Source organism: Chryseobacterium endalhagicum (genome assembly GCF_016745235.1).
GTDB classification, from domain to species: Bacteria; Bacteroidota; Bacteroidia; order Flavobacteriales; family Weeksellaceae; genus Chryseobacterium; species Chryseobacterium endalhagicum.
Window position 1 is genome coordinate 1,132,206 of the sequence record NZ_JAELVM010000001.1, and the last position, 19,843, is coordinate 1,152,048.

Sequence of the window (19,843 nt, forward strand, 5' to 3'; positions counted from 1 at the left end):
AAAGTTTCATTTTCATACTGTATATCCTGAGATGGCAAAGACGGAATCAATTTACATTGATTCGATTAAGCGGGCGTATTATCCATTCGCTTCATCACGACGCAGTCGAATTCTTTGCTTTCCTTTAAATTTAACATCGTCTAAAGTAAATCTTTGCGTCTAATAAAATTACTCCTTTTGCCAGTGACCTAAAAAATAATCCCTAAAGAAAAAAGACAAAAACTATTGGCAGGTAAAAATCTAAACCGTTCTTTCCATCATTGACGGTTTGAGTCAGTCTTAAAAATAAGTCTTAAAGAATAAACAACAATAAAAGGCAAATCCAATCGGGCTTCAGCCCAAACCCGAATCAGGAATCTAAATCTTTACGGTTGAGAAACCTCTTTGGACTTCATAATCTCCTTATGTTCCTTACCCCATTTTTCAAATTCCAGGATAATGGGTTTCAGTTTATAGCCGATCTCTGTCAGTTCATATTCCACGCGGGGAGGAACTTCAGCGTATACGGTTCTGGTGATAATCCGGTCTTCCTCCAGTCTGCGGAGCTGAAGGGTCAGCATCCGTTCCGTAATGGTATTCAGCTTTTTTCTCAGCTCTCCGAATCTCAGTTTACCATTGATCAGATAGCAGCAGATGGCCAGTGCCCACTGTCCGCCAATTGTGTTGGAAGCATAGATTTCCGGACATTCATCGGAAAGGGCTTTTTTATTCGCAAAATTGGTGGATGTTTCCTTTATTTTAGTCATTACTTACATTTTTTATAGTACCATACAATTGGGTACTAAGGGTTGAAATGTAAGTTACGTATATTATTTTTGCTGAAGAAATTTAAACAAATGAAAACATTAATCATAGTTATTCACCCCGAAATAGAAAAGTCGGTGATCAATAAAAGATGGATTGAAGAATTGCAGAAATACCCTGAAAAATATACAGTCCATTCACTGTATGAAATATATCCTGACGAGAAAATTGATGTGGCAAAAGAGCAGCAACTGATAGAATCTTATGACAAAATTATCTTCCAGTTTCCGTTTTACTGGTTCAGCAATCCGCCTTTGTTGAAAAAATGGTTTGATGAGGTCCTTCTTTACGGTTGGGCATACGGAAGCAAAAGCGGTTATAGGGCAGGAGGGAAGAAGATGTCACTGGCAGTCACTGCAGGAATAGATGAAGATGGTTACAGCGCATCTGGCAAGTATAAATATACCATGAACGAGCTTTTCCGTCCTTACGAACTCACGTTTGACTATATCAAAGCAGATTACAAAGAACCTTTTGTATACTACGGAATAGAAAATGACCCTTCAGAAGAATGGATTGAAAGGAGTGTTCCGATGTATCTGGAATTTCTGGATTCCTTGTAAATCTGTTTTGATCTCAAAAATTATTTCTTGATTATTTTTGAACTGATCAGGATTTTATCTTTTGAAGAAACGGAAATCTGGTATGTTCCGGCAGCTAAAAAGTCTAAATTCAGATCAATGAGTTGTGTCTTTGAAAAATTTTTGCTGTACAATTTTCTCCCGGACAGGTCAAAAACATCCGCCGTCAGATCATCATGGATTTTTTCCAATTGAACAGAAACCGTTTTTGTGAAAGGGTTCGGATATATTTTATAAGAACCTCCGGAAACGGTTTCACTAACGGCCAGATTATTCGGGGTATTAAAAATATAGGCTGCTCCTGCCTGGGAAATATTGTTATTTCCGGCATAGTCAAGATCCTGGTGAGGAGATCCAACGGCTATTCTGCCATTATTGATGCTTACTCCGTAACCAAACCCGTCAAAAGCAGCGGGATCCGAATTATAGATTTCCTGATCCATGGCCCAGAAACTGTTTTCTTTTATTCTGTAAATCTGAACGCTTCCACTGTTCAAAGATCCGTTCATTGCACCCGGTGCAGCAATAGCCAGAATATCATTCTCCATGGAGATTGCTCTTCCGAAAAATGGAGAGTTGTAAGAAATGTTCTGTAGATGTTCATAGCTGTTTGATGTGCTGCTGTACCTGTAAATAGCGACAAATGCATCCAGATGGGCTGTTACAACCAGGTAGTCATCCTTTGCATAAACGTAAATACCAAATTGTCTTTCACCCGGAAGAGGCGAATTGATGGTCTGAATAATTTCCCAGAAACCGGTTGATGAATTCTTTTTAAAAATATTCACCTGGCCCGCATTGAAAACACCATTAATCTCCTGGTCTTTTTTGCCGACAAAAATCAGATCCCCTTTTACGAAAACTGAGGCGTTGTTAGAATTGGTATTATTGGGCAGTAGCAGAAATTGAGTAAATCCAAATTGGTGCGTATTACTGTTATATTCATAAACAGATACCTTTTCATTGGCGGATCCTACAGCCAGTATTTTTGAATCTGCAGATAAGCTGCTTCCGAAACCGCCGCCTGTAGTGTTTAACGGCATGATCTTTTGAGTCATTACCCAGCTCCCTGCCGAATTTTTATTATAAAGGTATACCGCGCCTACATTACCGTTTCCATTAAAGCTTTTATATGGAGCACTTATAAACAGATCATCTCCATCTACTGCGAATTTATCACCGAAACCATCATTAGGTGCACGGTCAGGAGGAGCAAGTTTTGCTTTCTGAGCCCAGGTATTATTTTCTTTTTCGAAGATGAAAAATGTTCCCGCCTTATTCATAATATTATCTCCGTTCGAATCAGAATTATTGCCTGCAGCAGAACTGAACAGTACATTGTCTCTTAGGTGTATATTGAACCCGAAATTATCAGCAATTTTCCTTTCAGTAGGCGTTATTTTGTGGGTTTGGGTGAATAGCTGTGCATAGGTGATCAGTGATAGGCTTACTGATAAAAGAATATAAATTTTCTTCATTGTTTCATGGTTATGGGTTGATAATGAATTGCTTATTGCGTAAAACTACAAAAAAAATCATTACCATCCAGGACCATTTTTTTCATCGCACTCCGTTACCTTTCCCCAATGTGAGTACTCCAGCGGGGGAGCTCCATCCTCAGAAAGCCGGTACATTTCATAAAACAGTTCAAAATATTCCGGGTTTAAATCAGTATAATCCGGCAGTTCCGGGTCATGCACTTTGATTCTGCCGTTTTCAATGGCCTGCCAGAACAGTTTTTGATTTTCTTCGGTAAGACTTCTGGTGTCCAGATCTCTGTTGACCCATTGACCTGTCCGTTTATTGTAAAAGCCATACCCTGATTCTGCAGTTTCACTCTCATCCTCATCTTCAAGGGGAATCTGAAGCTCCTGCCATTCTGCAAGAGGTTGACCGTTTTCAAGATCATATAATTCCATGATCGCGATGCGAAGGATACAGTCATAACCCGTCCATCTTCTGGAAAAACATCTTCCGTCTTTGAAAATAATAAAGCAGCTGGCCATTAATCAACGTTTAAAATCCGGTGAATTCCATAGTATTCACACAGACAAATTTATCTTATTTACTCCTTTTGAAGACTTTCTAAAATATTAAATAATTCTACAGGAACTAAATTAGGAAAATCTTCAATTACTAAATGAATGATTGCTTTTTTTAAATCAGGTTCTTTTTTTCTAATTTTTTTTAATTCCGGATAAGTTTCAATAATTAAATCTTCTAATTCATGTCCTTGAATTTCACAGTACCATTTAGGTATTTTTAAAGAAAACTTATTAAGTAATTGATATTCTATTAATTCGCTATTGTTGTTGTCCTTGCGGTTCTTGTCTATATCGGATACAACTTTATCAATCATTAATTGAAAATGTGATTCATCAAAAATACTGACTTCAGGATATCTTTTATCTTCATTGAATTCAAATTTCTCTGAACCTAAAATCCTTTCATGCCAAAGTAATATAGATAACAATAAAGGATCTAGTAAATAGTTCTCTATGCTATATCTTTCTTTAAACCCCAGAACTTTAACATATTCTTCTGAGGGCACTGTATCTTTTAAATCCCAATCGATGATTCCCCAAACCGATTTATTTCCATAAATTCTCAATACTTTTGTAATTTTAATTACTTGGTCACAGTTAGAAACAGGAATACCGTTTTTGTCCGTTCTGGAATCACCGGACGAAATAAAATTTAATGAAATTTCTGAATTTAGATTTGAATTATAAATATTATATAAACCTTCATAAAAATCAACATCATTTTCACTTTCTACAAAAACTTGTCTTCTATTTTCATGATTTATACTAAAAGAAGGTACTCCAACTGTTAACTCTTTTAGTGCTTTATCTTTAGAAACTTTTGAAATTTTTGGAGTAGAGTATTTATCCATCAAAAAAATACATTCATCAGGAGCAAGGGCAACTGTTGATGAGGAATGTGAAGAAATGATAATTTTAATTCCCATTTTCAGATGAAATATATTATATAATACATGTAACAGTCTTTTGCACATCAATGGATGAAGCGCAGAATCAATTTCATCTAATAAAAGAAGTCTAGTTATTGCTTTATTTTGTTGAAGCTTATATAAATAGAATGATAATGCAATTAAGGTTTTTTCACCTGACGACAGAGCTTCTAAATTTGTAACGTAATCATGTACTTTATTATATAATGTAATTGAAACATTTTGGTTTGTACTACCTTTATATATGTCTACATTGATATAACTCTTTTTAAATTCATAGCCATTGCAATCATATTCATTTAAAACTTCATTAAGTAAATCTATTGGAGACAGACCATGAAGTTTTAAGAACTCTTCTTCTGTGTAATATTGAATTGCTTCTTGTTGGGTTGAAAGAAATTGATTGTAACTATTCTGTAGTTTAGAAAGCTGATAACTTTTTTCTTCATTTGCTATTTCTTGCAAATTTAAAAAACCATGACCTACTTGAATAATCTCGAATACATTTTCCTCACCATTGATTTTTATTGCTAGATCAAGATATTCTTTTGAAACAGTTTCTTTAAAATAACTTTTTATATCCTCTGATAACTCAAGCAAATAATTCTTTAATTTTATTAATCCATATTGTTTTTCAATCTGACTTAAGAAAAAATTAGATTCGATTGCAATAACAAAATATACAAAATTCAAGCTAAATCCCATTGTGGAATAACTACCTGGTATGGTGGGTTGAAATTTGAAATTGTCCTCTTTTTGTTTTTGTAAATTATAAATATCAACTTCAGAATCATTCCAATTTAAATTTAAGAGAAATTCTGAATTAATATTTCTCATCGAAATTAAGATATGATGCTTTATTAGTGCATCTTTTAATTCCGATATCAAATTCTTGAAATTTGAATTTTTCTTTTGTAATAGATACTCACCTAAAATGTTTTTTTGTTGGTTTAAGTGCAAATGATTATTTGATTTTCCATAAGATTTTAAAGATTCAAATTCTTCATCAGTCCAATGTAAGGAATCTATATTTAATCCAATTATAAAAATATGTTCGGGAACTAATAATGAATTATTCCAAACCTTATAACTATTTAAAACATTCAGTCTCTCATCTTGTAATTTTTGGTAAAATTCGGAGCTTTTACTCATGAATTGTTCTTCTTTAGACCTTAGACCTTCATTTTCTAAGGTTCCTTCATATGCAATATTAAAATGATTATAATTATAATAAGTTATTGAAGATGGATTTATCCCCCTTACCATAATATTACCTTGGTCTATTGCATTTAATAAGTGTGTCTTTCCTGATCCATTTATCCCGGTAATTATCGAAAAATCTTTTAATATATAGTCTTCCTTTTTAATTAATGATAAATAAGGACTTTCATGAATTAATTCTATCATTTGTGTAAATTATATTTTGTTGTAATTAATGTTTAATAAATTTCCCTATCCCACCGTAGGCGTATCCTCCTCTTTAAGGATTTTTTTCTCCTTCATTGAAAGCATCATCCTTTCATACTTATATTTCTCCCAGTCAAACTGGTTGAGAAAATCCAGAGCTGCCTGGAATCCTCTGTTGAAAAGATCCTCTTTTTCCTCTTTTTTCATGAAGAAATTCAGCCAGCTGCTCGTTCCGCAGTTGACGGTCTGGATGCTGTAAAGACGGTAAAAACTGTGTTTTGTAAGGAATGATTTATCATTAAAGCCTTTTAAAGTGCTGATGATATTTCCGGCATAAGAAAAAGGCGTTTTGAGAATTTCTTCGCTGGTTTTTCCTTTCTCGGAAAGAAGATCGGAATCACTGGTAAGCTGTACCCCGAAAAGCGGCATCCTTGGATAAAAGACATCGCTGGCATGAAAAATATCGATCGGGAAATTGGAAATACTTCCGCCGTCTATGAACAGGCCGGCAGGGTAGATGTCTTCCGGTTTCGTATTCATCCAGAACTTCCAGGCATATTTCACAGAATCGTCATCTTTATTGATTCTCTTCTGAAAAGGTTCAAAAAAGAACGGTACCGACATTGAAGCTCTCACAAATTCCGCAGGGCTGATGTGCTTCAGTTCCTCTTCAGACCAATATAAATTGGCCATCGTAGGGAGTTCCACCTTTATTTTGGCATTGATATCGGTGGTAATCACAATATATTCCGAGCGGAGCTGGTAAAACGGGTTGTTTTTGTAATAATCATTATTCACAGCACTTTCGTAGAATATTCTGTATCGTGTCTGATCAATATGCTCCAGATTTTTATCCTTAATGGCTTCAATGCTTTTTAGCGCAATACTATAATATTCCTGCGAATTTCCATAACGGTAATTAAGATGAAGGCCATGCTCTTTCTGAATGAATTTTTCATTGAGATTAGCCACCGTTTTGATTCCGAAACCATCCAGAACGTCTTGCATCGTGCTTAAAAATGTATTTCCGGGATTAAATCCACTGTTCTGTTTCCTGAAGTCGTTGTAAAATTTTTTGATACAGAAAAAAGCAATAACCACAGGAATTAATGGAATCAGGAAAAGCAGCTTGGCACTCAGTGTTGTTTCAGGCTGTGCTGCAAAAGGAATAATGACCAGAATCACCATAATGACCGCCGCGATGATGGCATTGATCTTAAAAAAATCCTTATTGTTCAGGATCGCATGGATGGTTGTTTTCACATACGTTTTTCCGTCCATAAAATCTGCAAAATTCCAGCTGAAAAGAATTTCCTTGATCACTTCACTTTTAGCTTCCTCTTTCGTTTTACAGGCGGCGATAAGCATCGTGTTGATGGCTCCCGCACTGGTTCCTGCCACTTTCAGGAAACGGAGTCCAAAGATTTCCAGTCCATAAAGATAACCCACCAGCGCACTTCCCCAGACACCGCCTCCTTCCTGAACAAATTCCACATATTGGTTTCCCTGTGCATCCAGCAGATCAGAAAATTCCCTGCCTGAAATATTTTCATGCAGTGCGGAGAGCTTTTCTTTAGATTCCCGGGAAAGTACATCTTCCTCAAGAATTTTATTCAGGGTTTCAGTTTTCATGGTTGGTTTGGTGTTTGTTTTTGCCTTTGCCTTTGTTGGTTAACGCAACGGCGCAAAGTTTTTATTATATTAAACTGTTTTTAAGGCGCTAGGATTTTATCTCAGATAAAATTGTATACCGTCATTGCGAGGAGCTATGCAATGAAGCAATCTCTAAAATATTTTATTGTTTCGTAAATCTGAGATTGCTTCACCTGAAGGTTCACAATGGCGAAAGTTTTTTTCATACATATCCCATGAAAAAATTGCTGAAAATCTTTGATTTTCTTGCGCCTTAACAACATAAACATTTTTAATTTCTTGCGTCTTTGCGAAAACCAACAAAGAACCAGTTTTAAATACTCTTTAAAGTTAAAAACAAATTCTCACCCGATCTTCAGGGTTTTCCCTCTTTTCTTACCACTGTTTACGCCTTGCATAAATAAAGGTGCAGATCACCACCAATGCCATAACGCCTACGGTAATAAAATAGCCGTATTTGTGGTGCAGTTCAGGCATATTGTCGAAATTCATCCCGTAAAGGCCTGCAATAAAGGTAATTGGTAAGAAGTATACCGAATAAATAGCCAGCACTTTCATCACCTGGTTCGCCTTCTGGTCTGAAAGAGCAAGAAACATGGAAATAAGGTTGGTGATCTGGATATTTAAATGATCAAAATCCGCCACAACGTCTTTATGCTTATCTTTTAAATCCACGATCTCGGAATCCTGAAGATTCAGCAGCTTGAATTTATCAACCGCATCCGTGGAAATAACGAGTACGCGGGAATTCAGTCCCGATTTTCTTTTCAGCTTGTATAATCTTCTGATCTGATTGGTATGGTTTGTATTTTTAAGGAAAATCTCGTTTTCAATATTATCCATGGTTTCCAGAAGACTGATCGATTCATCATCAAAGCTTTTCATCACCAGCAGGGCAATCATTAAAGCAATTTTTGAAGTGGAAACTTCAGTCTGCATGGTAGAAAGCTGTTTTTTCGTTTCGGAAATACTTCTGGTTTTCATCCTGTGAATGGTGATCACCGTATTTTCAAGCAGAAAGATCCCTATTTTGGTGCTGATGTCGCTGATGGTGTTAAGGTTTTTCCTTTCCAGTTCGGTACTTTCACGGAGCAGGAAGAACTTTACATTGCCGTCTTCTTCATACTTTGGAAGGTGGTTCGGATCCATCGTATCTTCCAGAAGAAGGTTGTTGATCTCGTATCTTTCGTGAAGAAATTTCAGGTCTTCCGGAGTGGGAGACTCTACATCTACCCATTCACACTGGGAATCTCTGTATATCGTATCGATTGGCATATAATAAAAATACTAATATTTTGAAAAACTATGTGTTAAATAATTTTATCTTTGCCAAAATTAAAAAAACTATATGATTAAAAGTACAATAAAAGGGATCGGATTTTATGTTCCAGATAATGTTGTTACCAATGATGATTTAGCAAAACTGATGACTACCAATGACGAGTGGATTACGGAGAGAACGGGCATCAAAGAAAGAAGACACAGAAAAAACAGAAATGATTCTCAGGAGACCACTGCCTATTTAGGATTCAAAGCATCTGAAAAGGCTCTTGAAAAAGCAGGTTTGACAGCTAAGGATATCGATTATATTGTTTTTGCGACGCTTTCTCCGGATTATTATTTCCCGGGCTGCGGTGTTTTGCTTCAGGATATGCTGGGTTGTGATACCATCGGTGCCTTGGATGTAAGAAATCAGTGTTCAGGATTTGTGTATGCGGTAAGTGTTGCCAATGCTTTTATCAAATCCGGGACTTATAAAAATATTCTGGTAGTAGGAGCGGAGATCCATTCTTTCGGGCTGGATTTTTCCGATGAAGGAAGAGGTGTTTCTGTCATCTTCGGAGACGGGGCAGGAGCCATCGTACTTTCTGCAACAGAAGATGAAAATGCAGGAGATATTTTAGCGGTTAATATGCATTCTGAAGGAAAATATGCCGATGAACTGTGTACTCAGTTCCCAGGTTCCAAATACGGATGGAGCGACAGGATGAGAAAAGAACCGGAAAACGTAACGGACAAAGAAGTCTATCCGATCATGAACGGAAACTTTGTATTCAAGCATGCGGTAACAAGATTCCCGGAAACGATGCAGGAAGCTTTGGATAAAGCAGGAAAAACCATTGAAGACCTTGATATGTTCATTCCTCACCAGGCGAATCTTAGGATTGCTCAGTTTGTACAGCAGAAATTCGGTCTGCCGGATGAGAAGATCCACAATAATATCCAGAAATACGGAAATACTACAGCAGCCTCTATTCCTATCGCTTTAAGTGAAGCTATTGAAGAAGGAAAGATCAATAGAGGAGATCTGGTACTGCTTTCGGCATTCGGAAGCGGATTTACGTGGGGAAGTGTTCTTTTTGAATATTAATTTGAGCTAAAAGTTGAAACGGCAAAAACTGTTGTTGATCTGTTGCTTTTTTAGTTTTAAAAATGCTTCGTGAAGTACATTAGTAAATTTTTCAATGGATCGTTGATGCCATTTTACAAAAAGCATGAAGTAGTAGCAATGTCATGCTGAACGTATGTGAAGTAATTGATTTAATATATTGATTTTCAAATAGTTATTAAATTTGAAATTTCAAAAGTGCCTATATTTGTGTCAACTAGTGGCAAAACCTTAATTTTTAAAAGCTCAAAGATTTTTTCTTTCAATCCAAAAATATATTTTTAAAATAGAATTCAAAATTAAAATATTTCTGCTAAAACAAATCGTTTTCCTATTTAATCTTTTTACATGAGTTCTGATACTAAGGTTTTTCCTTTCTATTCTGTTGGTTCCATATCTTTTGGTACTATGAATCTCTTTTGAGATCAAATATTGATAATTTCTGAGCTTGTCGGGATAATTTTTTTTAGCTTTAGGAGTGATCAAAGTTTTAACAACAGAATTTAACGTTTTGCTATTTCTCCTGCCAATATAAAAACCAGCAATCTCGTGGGTACTTTTATTAATATCATATACCAGCCACATTACATTAGATTTTCCTCCGATGAAAAATCTCATTTCATCTAATTCATAGGTTTGATAATATGGAATAAGAGATTGACCGATATTATTGGCAATTGCAATAATTATTTTAAGTAAAGCAGTTGTTGAAATTTTTAATATTCTCGCAACACTTCTTATCCCCATGTCTTCTTTAGTTAGCTGAATCACCTTTGTATTGATGTCCTTTTTATAAGCTATTATAAGAATATAAAACACTTATGGCTTTGTAGAACTTGCATTGATAGAGTTGCTTTCCATAATTAGTTTTGCCATATTTTATAAAATCATCACCAACACATTTTACGCATGAGTAAACTTTTAACTGCATAAGGACTCCAATTTTCTATTAAAAAAACAAATAGAGTGACCAAATGATCACTCTATTCTATAAAATTATTATTTATTATTTCTCGTTAAGTTCGATCAATAAAGAAAACCAATATTTTTGAAATATTACCTCTATTTTTTATCTTCACCATATATTTTTTTAAGATTTTCAATTTGTTGAGCTTTTTGTAAAGAGTCTTCAAATTTTTTCTTAGCTACAACGCTTGGTGCATAAGGGCCTATTTGATCTCTTCTGGCTTTTAAATCTAAACAATAGTATGAAAAAATTGTATTGATAATTATAAGTAAAATAAAACTCCAAGCAATAATACCATATATTCTATTTTTTTTGGGGGATAGTTTATCAAAATCTACAACAATATTTTTCCATTGATTTTTGTTATGAAAAGCAAAATAATCGATTAGAGTTAACATTATTACCATCAAAAACCAAAATATATTGTTTCCCAAAATATCTAAAGATGAATTAGTAAAAACTCTATAATAAATCAATATTGATATTAGGAACCACATTTCTAATAATCCTAAAGCCATACTTGCTTTCCAATCACTTAACCATTTTGAAGGCGCGGCTTCAGACATTTTATATAATCTGTAAAAGATATAATAATAGCCTAGTTTAATACTATTCATAATTAAAATTTTTGAGAACCGTAAGGCGCTGTTATAAAACCGGGAATAATAGCTGCATTTTGAGTCTGTATGCTTTGATAGTCATTTCCGTAGCCTTCCCAACCTCCTGGATAAAAAGCATCAACACCAAAATATATAATACCAGCAGCCGGATTTACCCAGGTTGCATATGCTCCTACAGCAGTATTTAATCCTGCCTTGGCCGGGTGTACCACATTACTTGATGTTGGGTTATAATAATAATTATATGCACCTTTAGCATCCATTGCAGCGCCTGCCCAAAAGGACACTTTACCTAACACATTTCCTACTTTATTTAGCCCCACAGTTTTAACATATTGATTTTTAATGAAAACATTTCCATTGGCATTAATACGATATAATTTAATAGATTTCCCTACAGAGGTAACTCTCGTTTGTCCTGAAAGCTTTTCTAACCCTAATGCTGCAGCGCCAAATCCCCAGTTTGCACGTCCTCCAAATGCATACCATTCAGGTGTATTATCAGGTTTGTAAGGATTAAAGTTATGGTAAGATTGCCTAATCTCTGGTCCATTAGAATTAGAGAGACCTATCACATGTGCAAGCCCTAAGTCACCCTCACCATATATGTCATTACCAACCGTATAAGTTGTCTGAGTAGCAGCCCCTGTCCACCAGACAAGATCACCATTATTATTTATACTGGAAAATATAGGTTGATCTCTACCGGCCCAAGCAGCTCTAATTTCGTCGAGTAGATAGTCATTTGAGCTACCCAATGACGATAAAATAGCATAGCTGCTTCCTCCTCCAAATCCTCCTGATTCAAGCCCTCCAGCATTACCTAAACCTATCCAGTTTGGATTCACATTCCCGTAATCTACATCCGTTCTCTCAAATCCATCCCCAGCCATTTTCAGCCTATTCATCGGCTTCATCCCATCCGGATCTATAAAGCTTACAGGATTATTAAAGGCATAGTTATAAGGAGAATATCTTCTCATTGTTTCAGCCAATGGATCTATTACGCCCCATCTGCCAATATCTGCCATATACATTCTTGCTCCGTAATCACTCCAGCCGGATTCTTTCTGAAGCTCCTTGCCATTGTATCCGTAATTATAAGCTGGGTTTCCTAATAAAACATTGTAGCCTTCATGTTTTAAACCAAATGCATAGTAATTATTTTCTTCAAGAACTTCTTTGCTGCCAGCTGCGTTTTTCGAGTAGCTTAAACGTACATTTCCCAGATGGTCTGTGTAGCTGTAAATATACTTATTATTTTCAAAATTGTAATAGCCTTCAGCAGTAGGAACGAATTTCAAAACAAAAGGGCTTGTAGCTGTTTCAGATTCATATTGAAATCCATCAAGATAATCCGTAGAAATAGAAACCTCGCCAATAAACATTTCTCCGCCATATTTATACACTTTACGCAATTTTGTACCATCTGCTTTAAAAGTATAGTTTGTCGTTACATTATGATTTGTGATGCCTCCTGTTACTAAATTTCGAACACGATAAGTCTTATCAAAAGTTATTTTGTCCGGAAGATTATAAAAGTTATAATCTATTTGTAAAACACCTTTGTCCTTATGATCTTTCATATTCCCGTTATCATCATAGGAAATAGGAGTTCCTGAACTATCTGGATAACCGCTGTAATTCCCTGAGTCATCCACAACCGTATTAAGCCTGTTTCCCGTGTAGGTATAGGTAAGATTATCAATAAGCTGTGCTCCTGAATCTCCTTTCCCGTTTCTCTGGAGGGAAGTGATATTTCCGTTCAGGTCGTACGCTAAGGTTTCATTAAAGAGCCCGTTTTGCGGAACAGAAGCTCCCGGCTCAGAATAAATTCCTTTTTTAAGCCTGTTCAGGGCATCATACTGGTAATTATACTGTCTTAAAACCTCATCTGTAGCGGTTTTCCATATTACTTCCGTTACATTGCCATTGTATTTTCCTGTAGTGCCCTGCGTAGTATTCTGAGGATTAAAATACTTCATTTCATACCCGAAAAGCTTTGTTCCCAATGCAGCGGGATCATTAATTTTGATGAGTGCCCCACGAATGTCATACTGATATTCGATGCTTTCAAGCCCGCCGCCTACTTTTTTATTGGAAAGCTGGGAAAGCTCATTATAGGTATTTTCTGCCAGGAGTTCTACAGGATTGCTGTCTACCTGATGACGGTGCTTTAAAATACGGTTCTGGCTGTCAAAATCAAAACTTTGGGTAATCACCTTTTCGGTATCAGTGCTCAGCCTCTTGTGATACACCTTCGTCTGTTTTATCACTCCAGCAAAATCTATTTCTGATTCTGTTCTGGTGGTTCCTCCAAGATGATTAATGCTGTATGTTCCTATTGCCCTTCCTTTTTTATCGTAGTAGACGTAATTTTTGGTCCAGTTATCATCTTCTATATTTTTTACAAGGCTTAGCGTAGGCATTGCCTGGGTATTTACGGAAGCATTCTGGATATCGGTCAGAACAGGCTCTCCCATTATGGTGGAAGGAAAAGCAGGATTGAAACTGTAAGATGGGTACGTGTCGTAGTAATTAAGACTTAAAAGCTGTACCAGACTGGCCGGAAGAGACCTGTTGGTATAAAAGACAGGCATTCCGCTTATCGTAAAGGAGCCAACAGTCCGCATCTCGAATGTATACGTATCATTGGTAATACTGGTTTGGAGACTCTGCCTTGTAGCTGTATTATTCGTAAGAGCAGTTAAAATGATTCTTCCAAATTGGTCATATTTAGTCAGTATCCATTGATTTTTGGCTTTAAGATTAGCATCCTGGGTCATCACCAACTGGTCTGCCTTATTGTATATCATATATTCCCAGCCTTTTCCCGGAACTTTTTTCTCTACCAGTCTTCCCAGCCCGTCATAGCGGTACTGGTAACACAGCTGGTCCAGCGTCGTCTGATCCGGAGCTGAAGCCCCTACAGCCAATGGCGGAATCACATACACCAGCTGACCATATTCATTGTGCAGATAATAAGTATCTACATTCTGGGTGCCGTCATTTTTTCGTACCAGAATGGTCTGCCCTTTACCGTTTTTGAATTCCGTGGCTATATTGCCATCCGGATCGGTCACGGAAGTTTTCATCAGCTGATTGGCAGCATAAGAGCCAGAAAATGATATGGCGGAATTCGTTCTCGCTTCTATCCATGTCGTCGTGATCTCATATTTCTTTACTTCACCAGATGCGTTGGTACCGTAAGCCATATTGGAAGGTTTCTGGGACCAATCCGTTCCCACCGGAACCACCTGGTTCACCCTTGTGGTAAACAGGTCGTCAAAGCGTTTTTCGGAATAGATCTTTTCGTTTCCATACCCGGCAGATGCTGCATTCGCAAGCGGATTGGTATAGATCGCTCCGTTTGCTGTGCCCGGCTGAGGAACCGGAAGGTAGCTTTTGGCCTGTCTTCCTTTGGAATCATATTCTATAGGAACCACAACGTCTCTTCCAAGCGGAGTCGCTTTAATGGCCACTGACTGTACGGGTCTTCCCAATCCATCAAAATACTGCACAGATTCTGATTTTTTAGTACAGTCTCCATCCAGACAGTTTTTGGTATAAATGTAATTTTCTGATGTACTGAGGTTCGTTTGAGCGAAAGAAAGCCCCGCTACAAACAATATATGGAATGCTATAATTATTTTTTTCATGATTTTTAGTGTTTGTAGTTATACTGGTTCTCCTGCAATACTTTTCCATCGGTGTCTTTTACCTGGATCAATCGGCCCGCTTTATCATAAATATTGACGGTTCTGATGCCATTGGCTGATATAGACTGGGTAACGCCTATCAAAGGATCATAAGTGGTTGCCGTAACCCCGAAATTTTTCAGAGCCGGATCTTTTCTCAGGTTTTCCAGAGCCAGCAATAACGCAGGCTCATTAGCCGGATTTTCACGGTCTGCATTGGATGCATTTATAGCAGCTGTCACTGTGGCAAGGGATGATACCTGGGCATAAGATGCCCCTGAAATCACAGCAATCGGCATGGTCTTATTATATCCCCAAATAGTTGTTGTTGGTACTCCATTCTTCCCGGTTACCTGAACAAGATTTCCTTTATCGTCATAAACATCCAGTGTAGAAGCGGGAAAAGGACTTTGGGTCTGCCTGTTATAGCTGATGACAGAACTCGGATACACATTGGAGAAATTGTCGAATTTGGTTTCAGATTTCCCGATGGTTTTACCCGCTTCCTTAACTTCTGTTTCCAGCAGGACTCCTGTCATATTAGCCGCCAGAAGTTTCGTGTGGTTCTTATCCTGGGCATACCTATAGAAAGTTTCCGTCACTGTTCCGTCTACAGCAGTAGTTTTTGAAGAGGAAGGTTTGTAATTATCCGATCTTACATTATTTTCACTTGAAGTTTGCAGAAAAGAGGCTGCAGATCCGGAAGGATAAGCTGTGGAAGTACTCTTTGTCTGGCTGATAAATGCAGTTTTGGAATAAAAACCTTCATCGGTCTGATAATCCTGATTGTCTGCGATCCCAAATGTATACTGATAATCATCTTTTCCCAGAAGTTGGTTGGTTTCACTATACATTTCCTTTTTCTCCAGGATTCCTGATCTCAAAAGGTTGTAATAAGGCTGGAATTCAACCGTATTACCATTTACCGTCGTCTGATACGATGGATAATCCTTATCGAGCTTGAAATAATATTTTGCATATCCGTTTCCCGAACCGTCCGTTACTTTTACATTTTTGAACATCACTTTACTGTCACGGGAAGTATAGCCGCTTGAAGTGTTGGAAATGGCAAAATCATCATATTTGTATGAAATTTCTTTTATAGGAGTGCTGCTGTTGATACCATTAAACCTTTTAATGGAACGAATTCTGTATGATCCGTGTGAACCTGCATTCCGGTAAGGGCCGGGAACTGTTTTAAGCTCCTGCAGATCAAAGGAAACTTCTCCATGCCTTAATGGAACATTGACGGTGACGGTATACTGTCCGGGATAATTATAAAACCTTACATGCCCTCCTTTCTGATTGGTTGTAAGGACTTCACTCCCTCTTTTCAGCGTATAATTAATCCGTTTATTTTCGGGTACCGGAGGTAGGAGAACAGGTTCTCCCGTTCCCGGATCATCGGGTGTGTAAATTTCTGCGTAATTCACCCAGAAAGGGATCTTCTTTGAGGGATCACCAGGGATTGTAAAAGTATAGGTTAAGGTCTCTCTTGTTTTAAAGTCAAAAGTAAAAAATGTCTCTTTATGCTGAATACAGGAATTGATGTAGTCCATTTTTAAACCTTCAAGATAAGCCTCAGAATTCATATTGGCATAAATATCTGAGCTTTCGTAAACATACTCTGTCGTCCCTTTTGTTGGATAAATAATTTTGTTGAGGATTCCCGGAGGACTAATGATCCCGCTTCCATAGCATGGTGAACTTGCCGGAGCTTCCAAACTGAGAGGATTGTAAAGCATTGCGGTCTCTTCAATAACATTCTGCCCGTCCATTTTCTTTATTTTATCCAGCTGCCTTCTTTTATGGGTAGCATTTCCAGGATAAGGTGGAATAGGATAAGAATATTCAAAAGCATACTCTGCAGCTTTCCCATAAAAATTATTCAGCAGTACTTTTTTAATGCTGTAAGGGTCATTCATGGTTTTCTCCAGGGCCTGGTCGTAGTCATAAACGATCTCAATATTCCCGGATGCGGTATTAATTTTCTGAAGATGGCAGCTTTTATAAAGCAGCGTGGCATTATCAGTGTCGTATTTGGTGGTTTTCTGATAGGTGAAATTAGCCGCTTCTACCCCATCAGCACCCGTGATGCGGGTAAGGAAAAAAGCTGATTTGTATTCCAGTCCCCAAAGTCCTCTGCTTTCATAAGAACTATCATAGCCTACCGCTGTAGAATAGTCGTTAAAATAATAGATGCTGCCATCGTCATCGGTGATGGTAAAGGAATCAACAACCAATGTAGCGGTGTTGCTGTCTCTGGTATAAGCTATTTTCACATGGTTCAAAGGGGAAAGATCTACAATTCTGAAGGTGTTTTGTACGGTATCTCTTTCTATTTTAAACTTCCCTGAAAATCCCGGAAGATTATAATAATATTCATCATCAAAAGCATTTTTTTCATAATGAGGATTAGCCGTATTCTGAAATGCTTCATCCAATAAACCTCCGTTGATCTTTCTGGAAATCACCCCGCCTTTGAAAATAGACCATCCTGCTCCGGATTCTCCCGCAGGCTCATCCTGAGAAACGTTCAATGGATTATAGCTCAATTGCAAGCCAAAACCTGAACCTCCATATCCTGAAATGCTGAGTAATGGTATCGAAATTTCCGGGATACCCAATGCCAATGACGGCGGATTATCCGTAAAATCAGCAAGAGAAGTAAGGGAAGGAACCGGATTGGAACTATCTCCAAAATTAACTCCCTGAAACTGGTGCTGTGCCTGTAAAGTAAGATTTAAGCCTACAAGACTGATAAGGCACATGTATATTTTTTTCATCTTTGTTTTATTTCTTAATTAATTTGGCACTAGCCGTTTTGTTCGTGTCTGTTTTTATCGTCACCAGATAAGCTCCCTGAATTAAATTCTGAGTATTTATTTTCGTCACTTTATTCTTAGTTTTCAGGCTCTGAAGCTGTCTTCCGCCCATGTCATACAACAGGATGTCCGCCTCTTTGAAATCAAAGCCAATTTCTACATAAGCATAGTCTGAAACCGGATTTGGATAGATTTTAATGTCTTGTTTTTCAATCAGCTTACCTATCTGACTGTCACCCAGCTTTACAATCTTCCAGTTCTCTTTTCCTAATTCTTCTGCGCTGGTTCCGGCAAGGATAATAGATCCGTCTCTGTTCAGCTTAATATCTGATAACCGTTCCTCTTTTTTGGCAGATTCTCCTTTGACATGTTTTCTCCACTGCTCATTACCATCATGATCCAGATACAGCATCCAAAACTTTTCATCATCAGACTCAATACGTCCCTCGGCTTGGGTATATCCTCCCAGTAAAATTCCTTTTGTAAAATCTTGGTTCTTGGCTCCCCGATCCTGGCTCTGAATCACACTTGCTCCCATCAGAATATCCCTGTTCCCGAAATTGTAGGATTTCTGCCAGATCTCTTCGCCTCTTTCATTTAAAGAAATCAACCACAGATCGGTACCTTCTTTGATCTCTACCGTTTTATTGCCGGAAATTGTACTTCTGGATTCTCCACCGATTAAATAACCTGTGGATGTTAATGCAAGCGTTCTTAGATGGTCATCCGCTTTACCTCCAAAGTTTTTTTCCCATTCTACTTTATTATCTTTTGAAATCTTTACGATCCAGAAATCCCCTTCTCCGTAGTTTTCGGTTTTCTTTGAACCGCCCAGGTTACTTCTGGAATATATCCCAACCAAAACACCTCCGTCCCGTGTTGGAATCATTTTCTCCACCTCATCTAAACCTTTTCCGCCTAAAATAAGCTGGGAGACTTCTTTCACATTTTTTTCGAGTTTAATAATAAGGGCATCCTTAGAGCCATACCCTTTAGCAGCCCCTTGAATATTACCAGCTACAAAGAAACCCATATCGGTAGTTTGTACCACAGCGCGAGCCTCTTCATTAGATGAAGTTCCCAGGGTTTTCTGCCAGAGTTCATCACCAAATTCATTGATTCTAATCAACCATATATCCGAGCCTCCTTTGGAATCTTCTTTTTTATCTAAACCTTTTCCTGAATAGGAGGTTCCTGCAATGAGAAATCCTCCTTCCTGGGTAGCCACAGAAGCGGAAAGATAATCATGGTTCTGTCCTGAGAAATATTTTTCCCAAACCTCTTCGCCCTGCTGATTTAATTTTACCAGGTGAAAATCATAACCGTTGTTTTGTTTCCCAGCCCCTGAGCCCGTCGAAGGGTTGATACTGCTGCCTGTGATGAGGTATTGTCCGTCAAGGGTTGTGGTAACCTGGCTTAGAAAATCCTGAGTACTGGATTTAATATCACGTTGCCAGAGAACGTTTGTTTCCTGAGCTGACACACCCTGAAATACACACAAGACAAGTGCACTTAAGTAATTTTTTTTCATAATTGTTATTTTTTGCGCGAATTTAAAGTTTATATTCTGATTTTCAGCTAACAAAGGCGTAAATTTTAACGGTAATGTATAGAGGTTTCCTATTTACCCCGATAAACAAAGTCTTTTCATCATGTGTTGTTTTTAATTGTTAATATTCTATTTTGTCTCTAGTGCAAAGCTATTACAGAGGTGCGACAAAGCATGTCGCATTTAATCGCGAATGATCGCAGGCGCGATAAATCTCAAATATTTCTACTATAATATAAAGAAAGGCACGGAGCAAAAGTCAATCTGTATTAGAGGTACTGCGAAGAACCCAAAAGACCAGAAAGACCCCGCCCGTACCCGTATAGGAACACAGGCGCAAGTCTGTCATTTAAGGTTTGCTTGAGGAAAATTAGCG

The 19,843-nt window shown here is 37.5% G+C and carries 13 protein-coding genes; 2 read left to right on the forward strand and 11 right to left on the reverse strand.

Annotation, left to right across the window (positions count from 1 at the left end; all coding sequences use genetic code 11):
• Nucleotides 1-365: 365 nt before the first annotated feature.
• Nucleotides 366-746, reverse strand: a complete 381-nt coding sequence (locus JET18_RS05070) for a winged helix-turn-helix transcriptional regulator (RefSeq protein ID WP_202089528.1) — start codon at nt 744-746, stop codon at nt 366-368.
• Nucleotides 747-836: 90 nt separating this feature from the next.
• Here JET18_RS05070 and JET18_RS05075 point away from each other — a divergent pair, with 90 nt between their 5' ends.
• On the forward strand, nt 837-1,367 hold the full coding sequence (locus JET18_RS05075; RefSeq protein ID WP_202089529.1) for an NAD(P)H-dependent oxidoreductase: 531 nt from the start codon (nt 837-839) through the stop codon (nt 1,365-1,367).
• 20 nt (nt 1,368-1,387) lie between these two features.
• On the opposite strand, the gene JET18_RS05080 is transcribed toward JET18_RS05075, so the two are convergent.
• From JET18_RS05080 to JET18_RS05100, 5 genes are all read right to left on the reverse strand, one after another.
• Nucleotides 1,388-2,863, reverse strand: coding sequence for a T9SS type A sorting domain-containing protein (locus tag JET18_RS05080; protein ID WP_202089530.1), 1,476 nt, complete (start codon nt 2,861-2,863; stop codon nt 1,388-1,390).
• A 60-nt stretch (nt 2,864-2,923) separates the two neighbouring features.
• The gene (locus tag JET18_RS05085) at nt 2,924-3,391 is read right to left on the reverse strand and encodes a hypothetical protein (RefSeq protein ID WP_202089531.1); all 468 of its coding nucleotides are present in this window, start codon (nt 3,389-3,391) and stop codon (nt 2,924-2,926) included.
• Nucleotides 3,392-3,450: 59 nt separating this feature from the next.
• Nucleotides 3,451-5,766, reverse strand: a complete 2,316-nt coding sequence (locus JET18_RS05090) for an AAA family ATPase (protein ID WP_202089532.1) — start codon at nt 5,764-5,766, stop codon at nt 3,451-3,453.
• Between the two features lie 45 nt (nt 5,767-5,811).
• Nucleotides 5,812-7,398, reverse strand: coding sequence for a patatin-like phospholipase family protein (locus JET18_RS05095; RefSeq protein ID WP_202089533.1), 1,587 nt, complete (start codon nt 7,396-7,398; stop codon nt 5,812-5,814).
• Nucleotides 7,399-7,794: 396 nt separating this feature from the next.
• Nucleotides 7,795-8,694, reverse strand: coding sequence for a magnesium transporter CorA family protein (locus JET18_RS05100; RefSeq protein WP_202089534.1), 900 nt, complete (start codon nt 8,692-8,694; stop codon nt 7,795-7,797).
• Between the two features lie 73 nt (nt 8,695-8,767).
• Here JET18_RS05100 and JET18_RS05105 point away from each other — a divergent pair, with 73 nt between their 5' ends.
• Nucleotides 8,768-9,790: a 3-oxoacyl-ACP synthase III family protein gene (locus JET18_RS05105; RefSeq protein ID WP_202089535.1), complete on the forward strand. Its 1,023-nt coding sequence runs from the start codon at nt 8,768-8,770 to the stop codon at nt 9,788-9,790.
• A gap of 264 nt (nt 9,791-10,054) precedes the next feature.
• On the opposite strand, the gene JET18_RS05110 is transcribed toward JET18_RS05105, so the two are convergent.
• From JET18_RS05110 to JET18_RS05130, 5 genes are all read right to left on the reverse strand, one after another.
• Nucleotides 10,055-10,739 (reverse strand): IS1 family transposase gene (locus tag JET18_RS05110; RefSeq protein ID WP_449507487.1). Its coding sequence is split into 2 segments (ribosomal slippage): nt 10,055-10,607 and nt 10,606-10,739, totalling 687 coding nucleotides; the frame shifts between segments, so codons are not numbered across the junction.
• A gap of 131 nt (nt 10,740-10,870) precedes the next feature.
• Nucleotides 10,871-11,392 (reverse strand): hypothetical protein, encoded by a 522-nt coding sequence (locus JET18_RS05115; protein ID WP_202089536.1) that lies wholly within the window; start codon nt 11,390-11,392, stop codon nt 10,871-10,873.
• A 2-nt stretch (nt 11,393-11,394) separates the two neighbouring features.
• Entirely contained in the window at nt 11,395-15,054 is a 3,660-nt protein-coding gene (locus tag JET18_RS05120; protein WP_202089537.1) for a DUF6443 domain-containing protein, read from the reverse strand.
• Nucleotides 15,055-15,059: 5 nt separating this feature from the next.
• Nucleotides 15,060-17,879 (reverse strand): hypothetical protein, encoded by a 2,820-nt coding sequence (locus JET18_RS05125; RefSeq protein WP_202089538.1) that lies wholly within the window; start codon nt 17,877-17,879, stop codon nt 15,060-15,062.
• A 7-nt stretch (nt 17,880-17,886) separates the two neighbouring features.
• Nucleotides 17,887-19,449 (reverse strand): T9SS type A sorting domain-containing protein, encoded by a 1,563-nt coding sequence (locus JET18_RS05130; RefSeq protein WP_202089539.1) that lies wholly within the window; start codon nt 19,447-19,449, stop codon nt 17,887-17,889.
• Nucleotides 19,450-19,843: the final 394 nt, after the last annotated feature.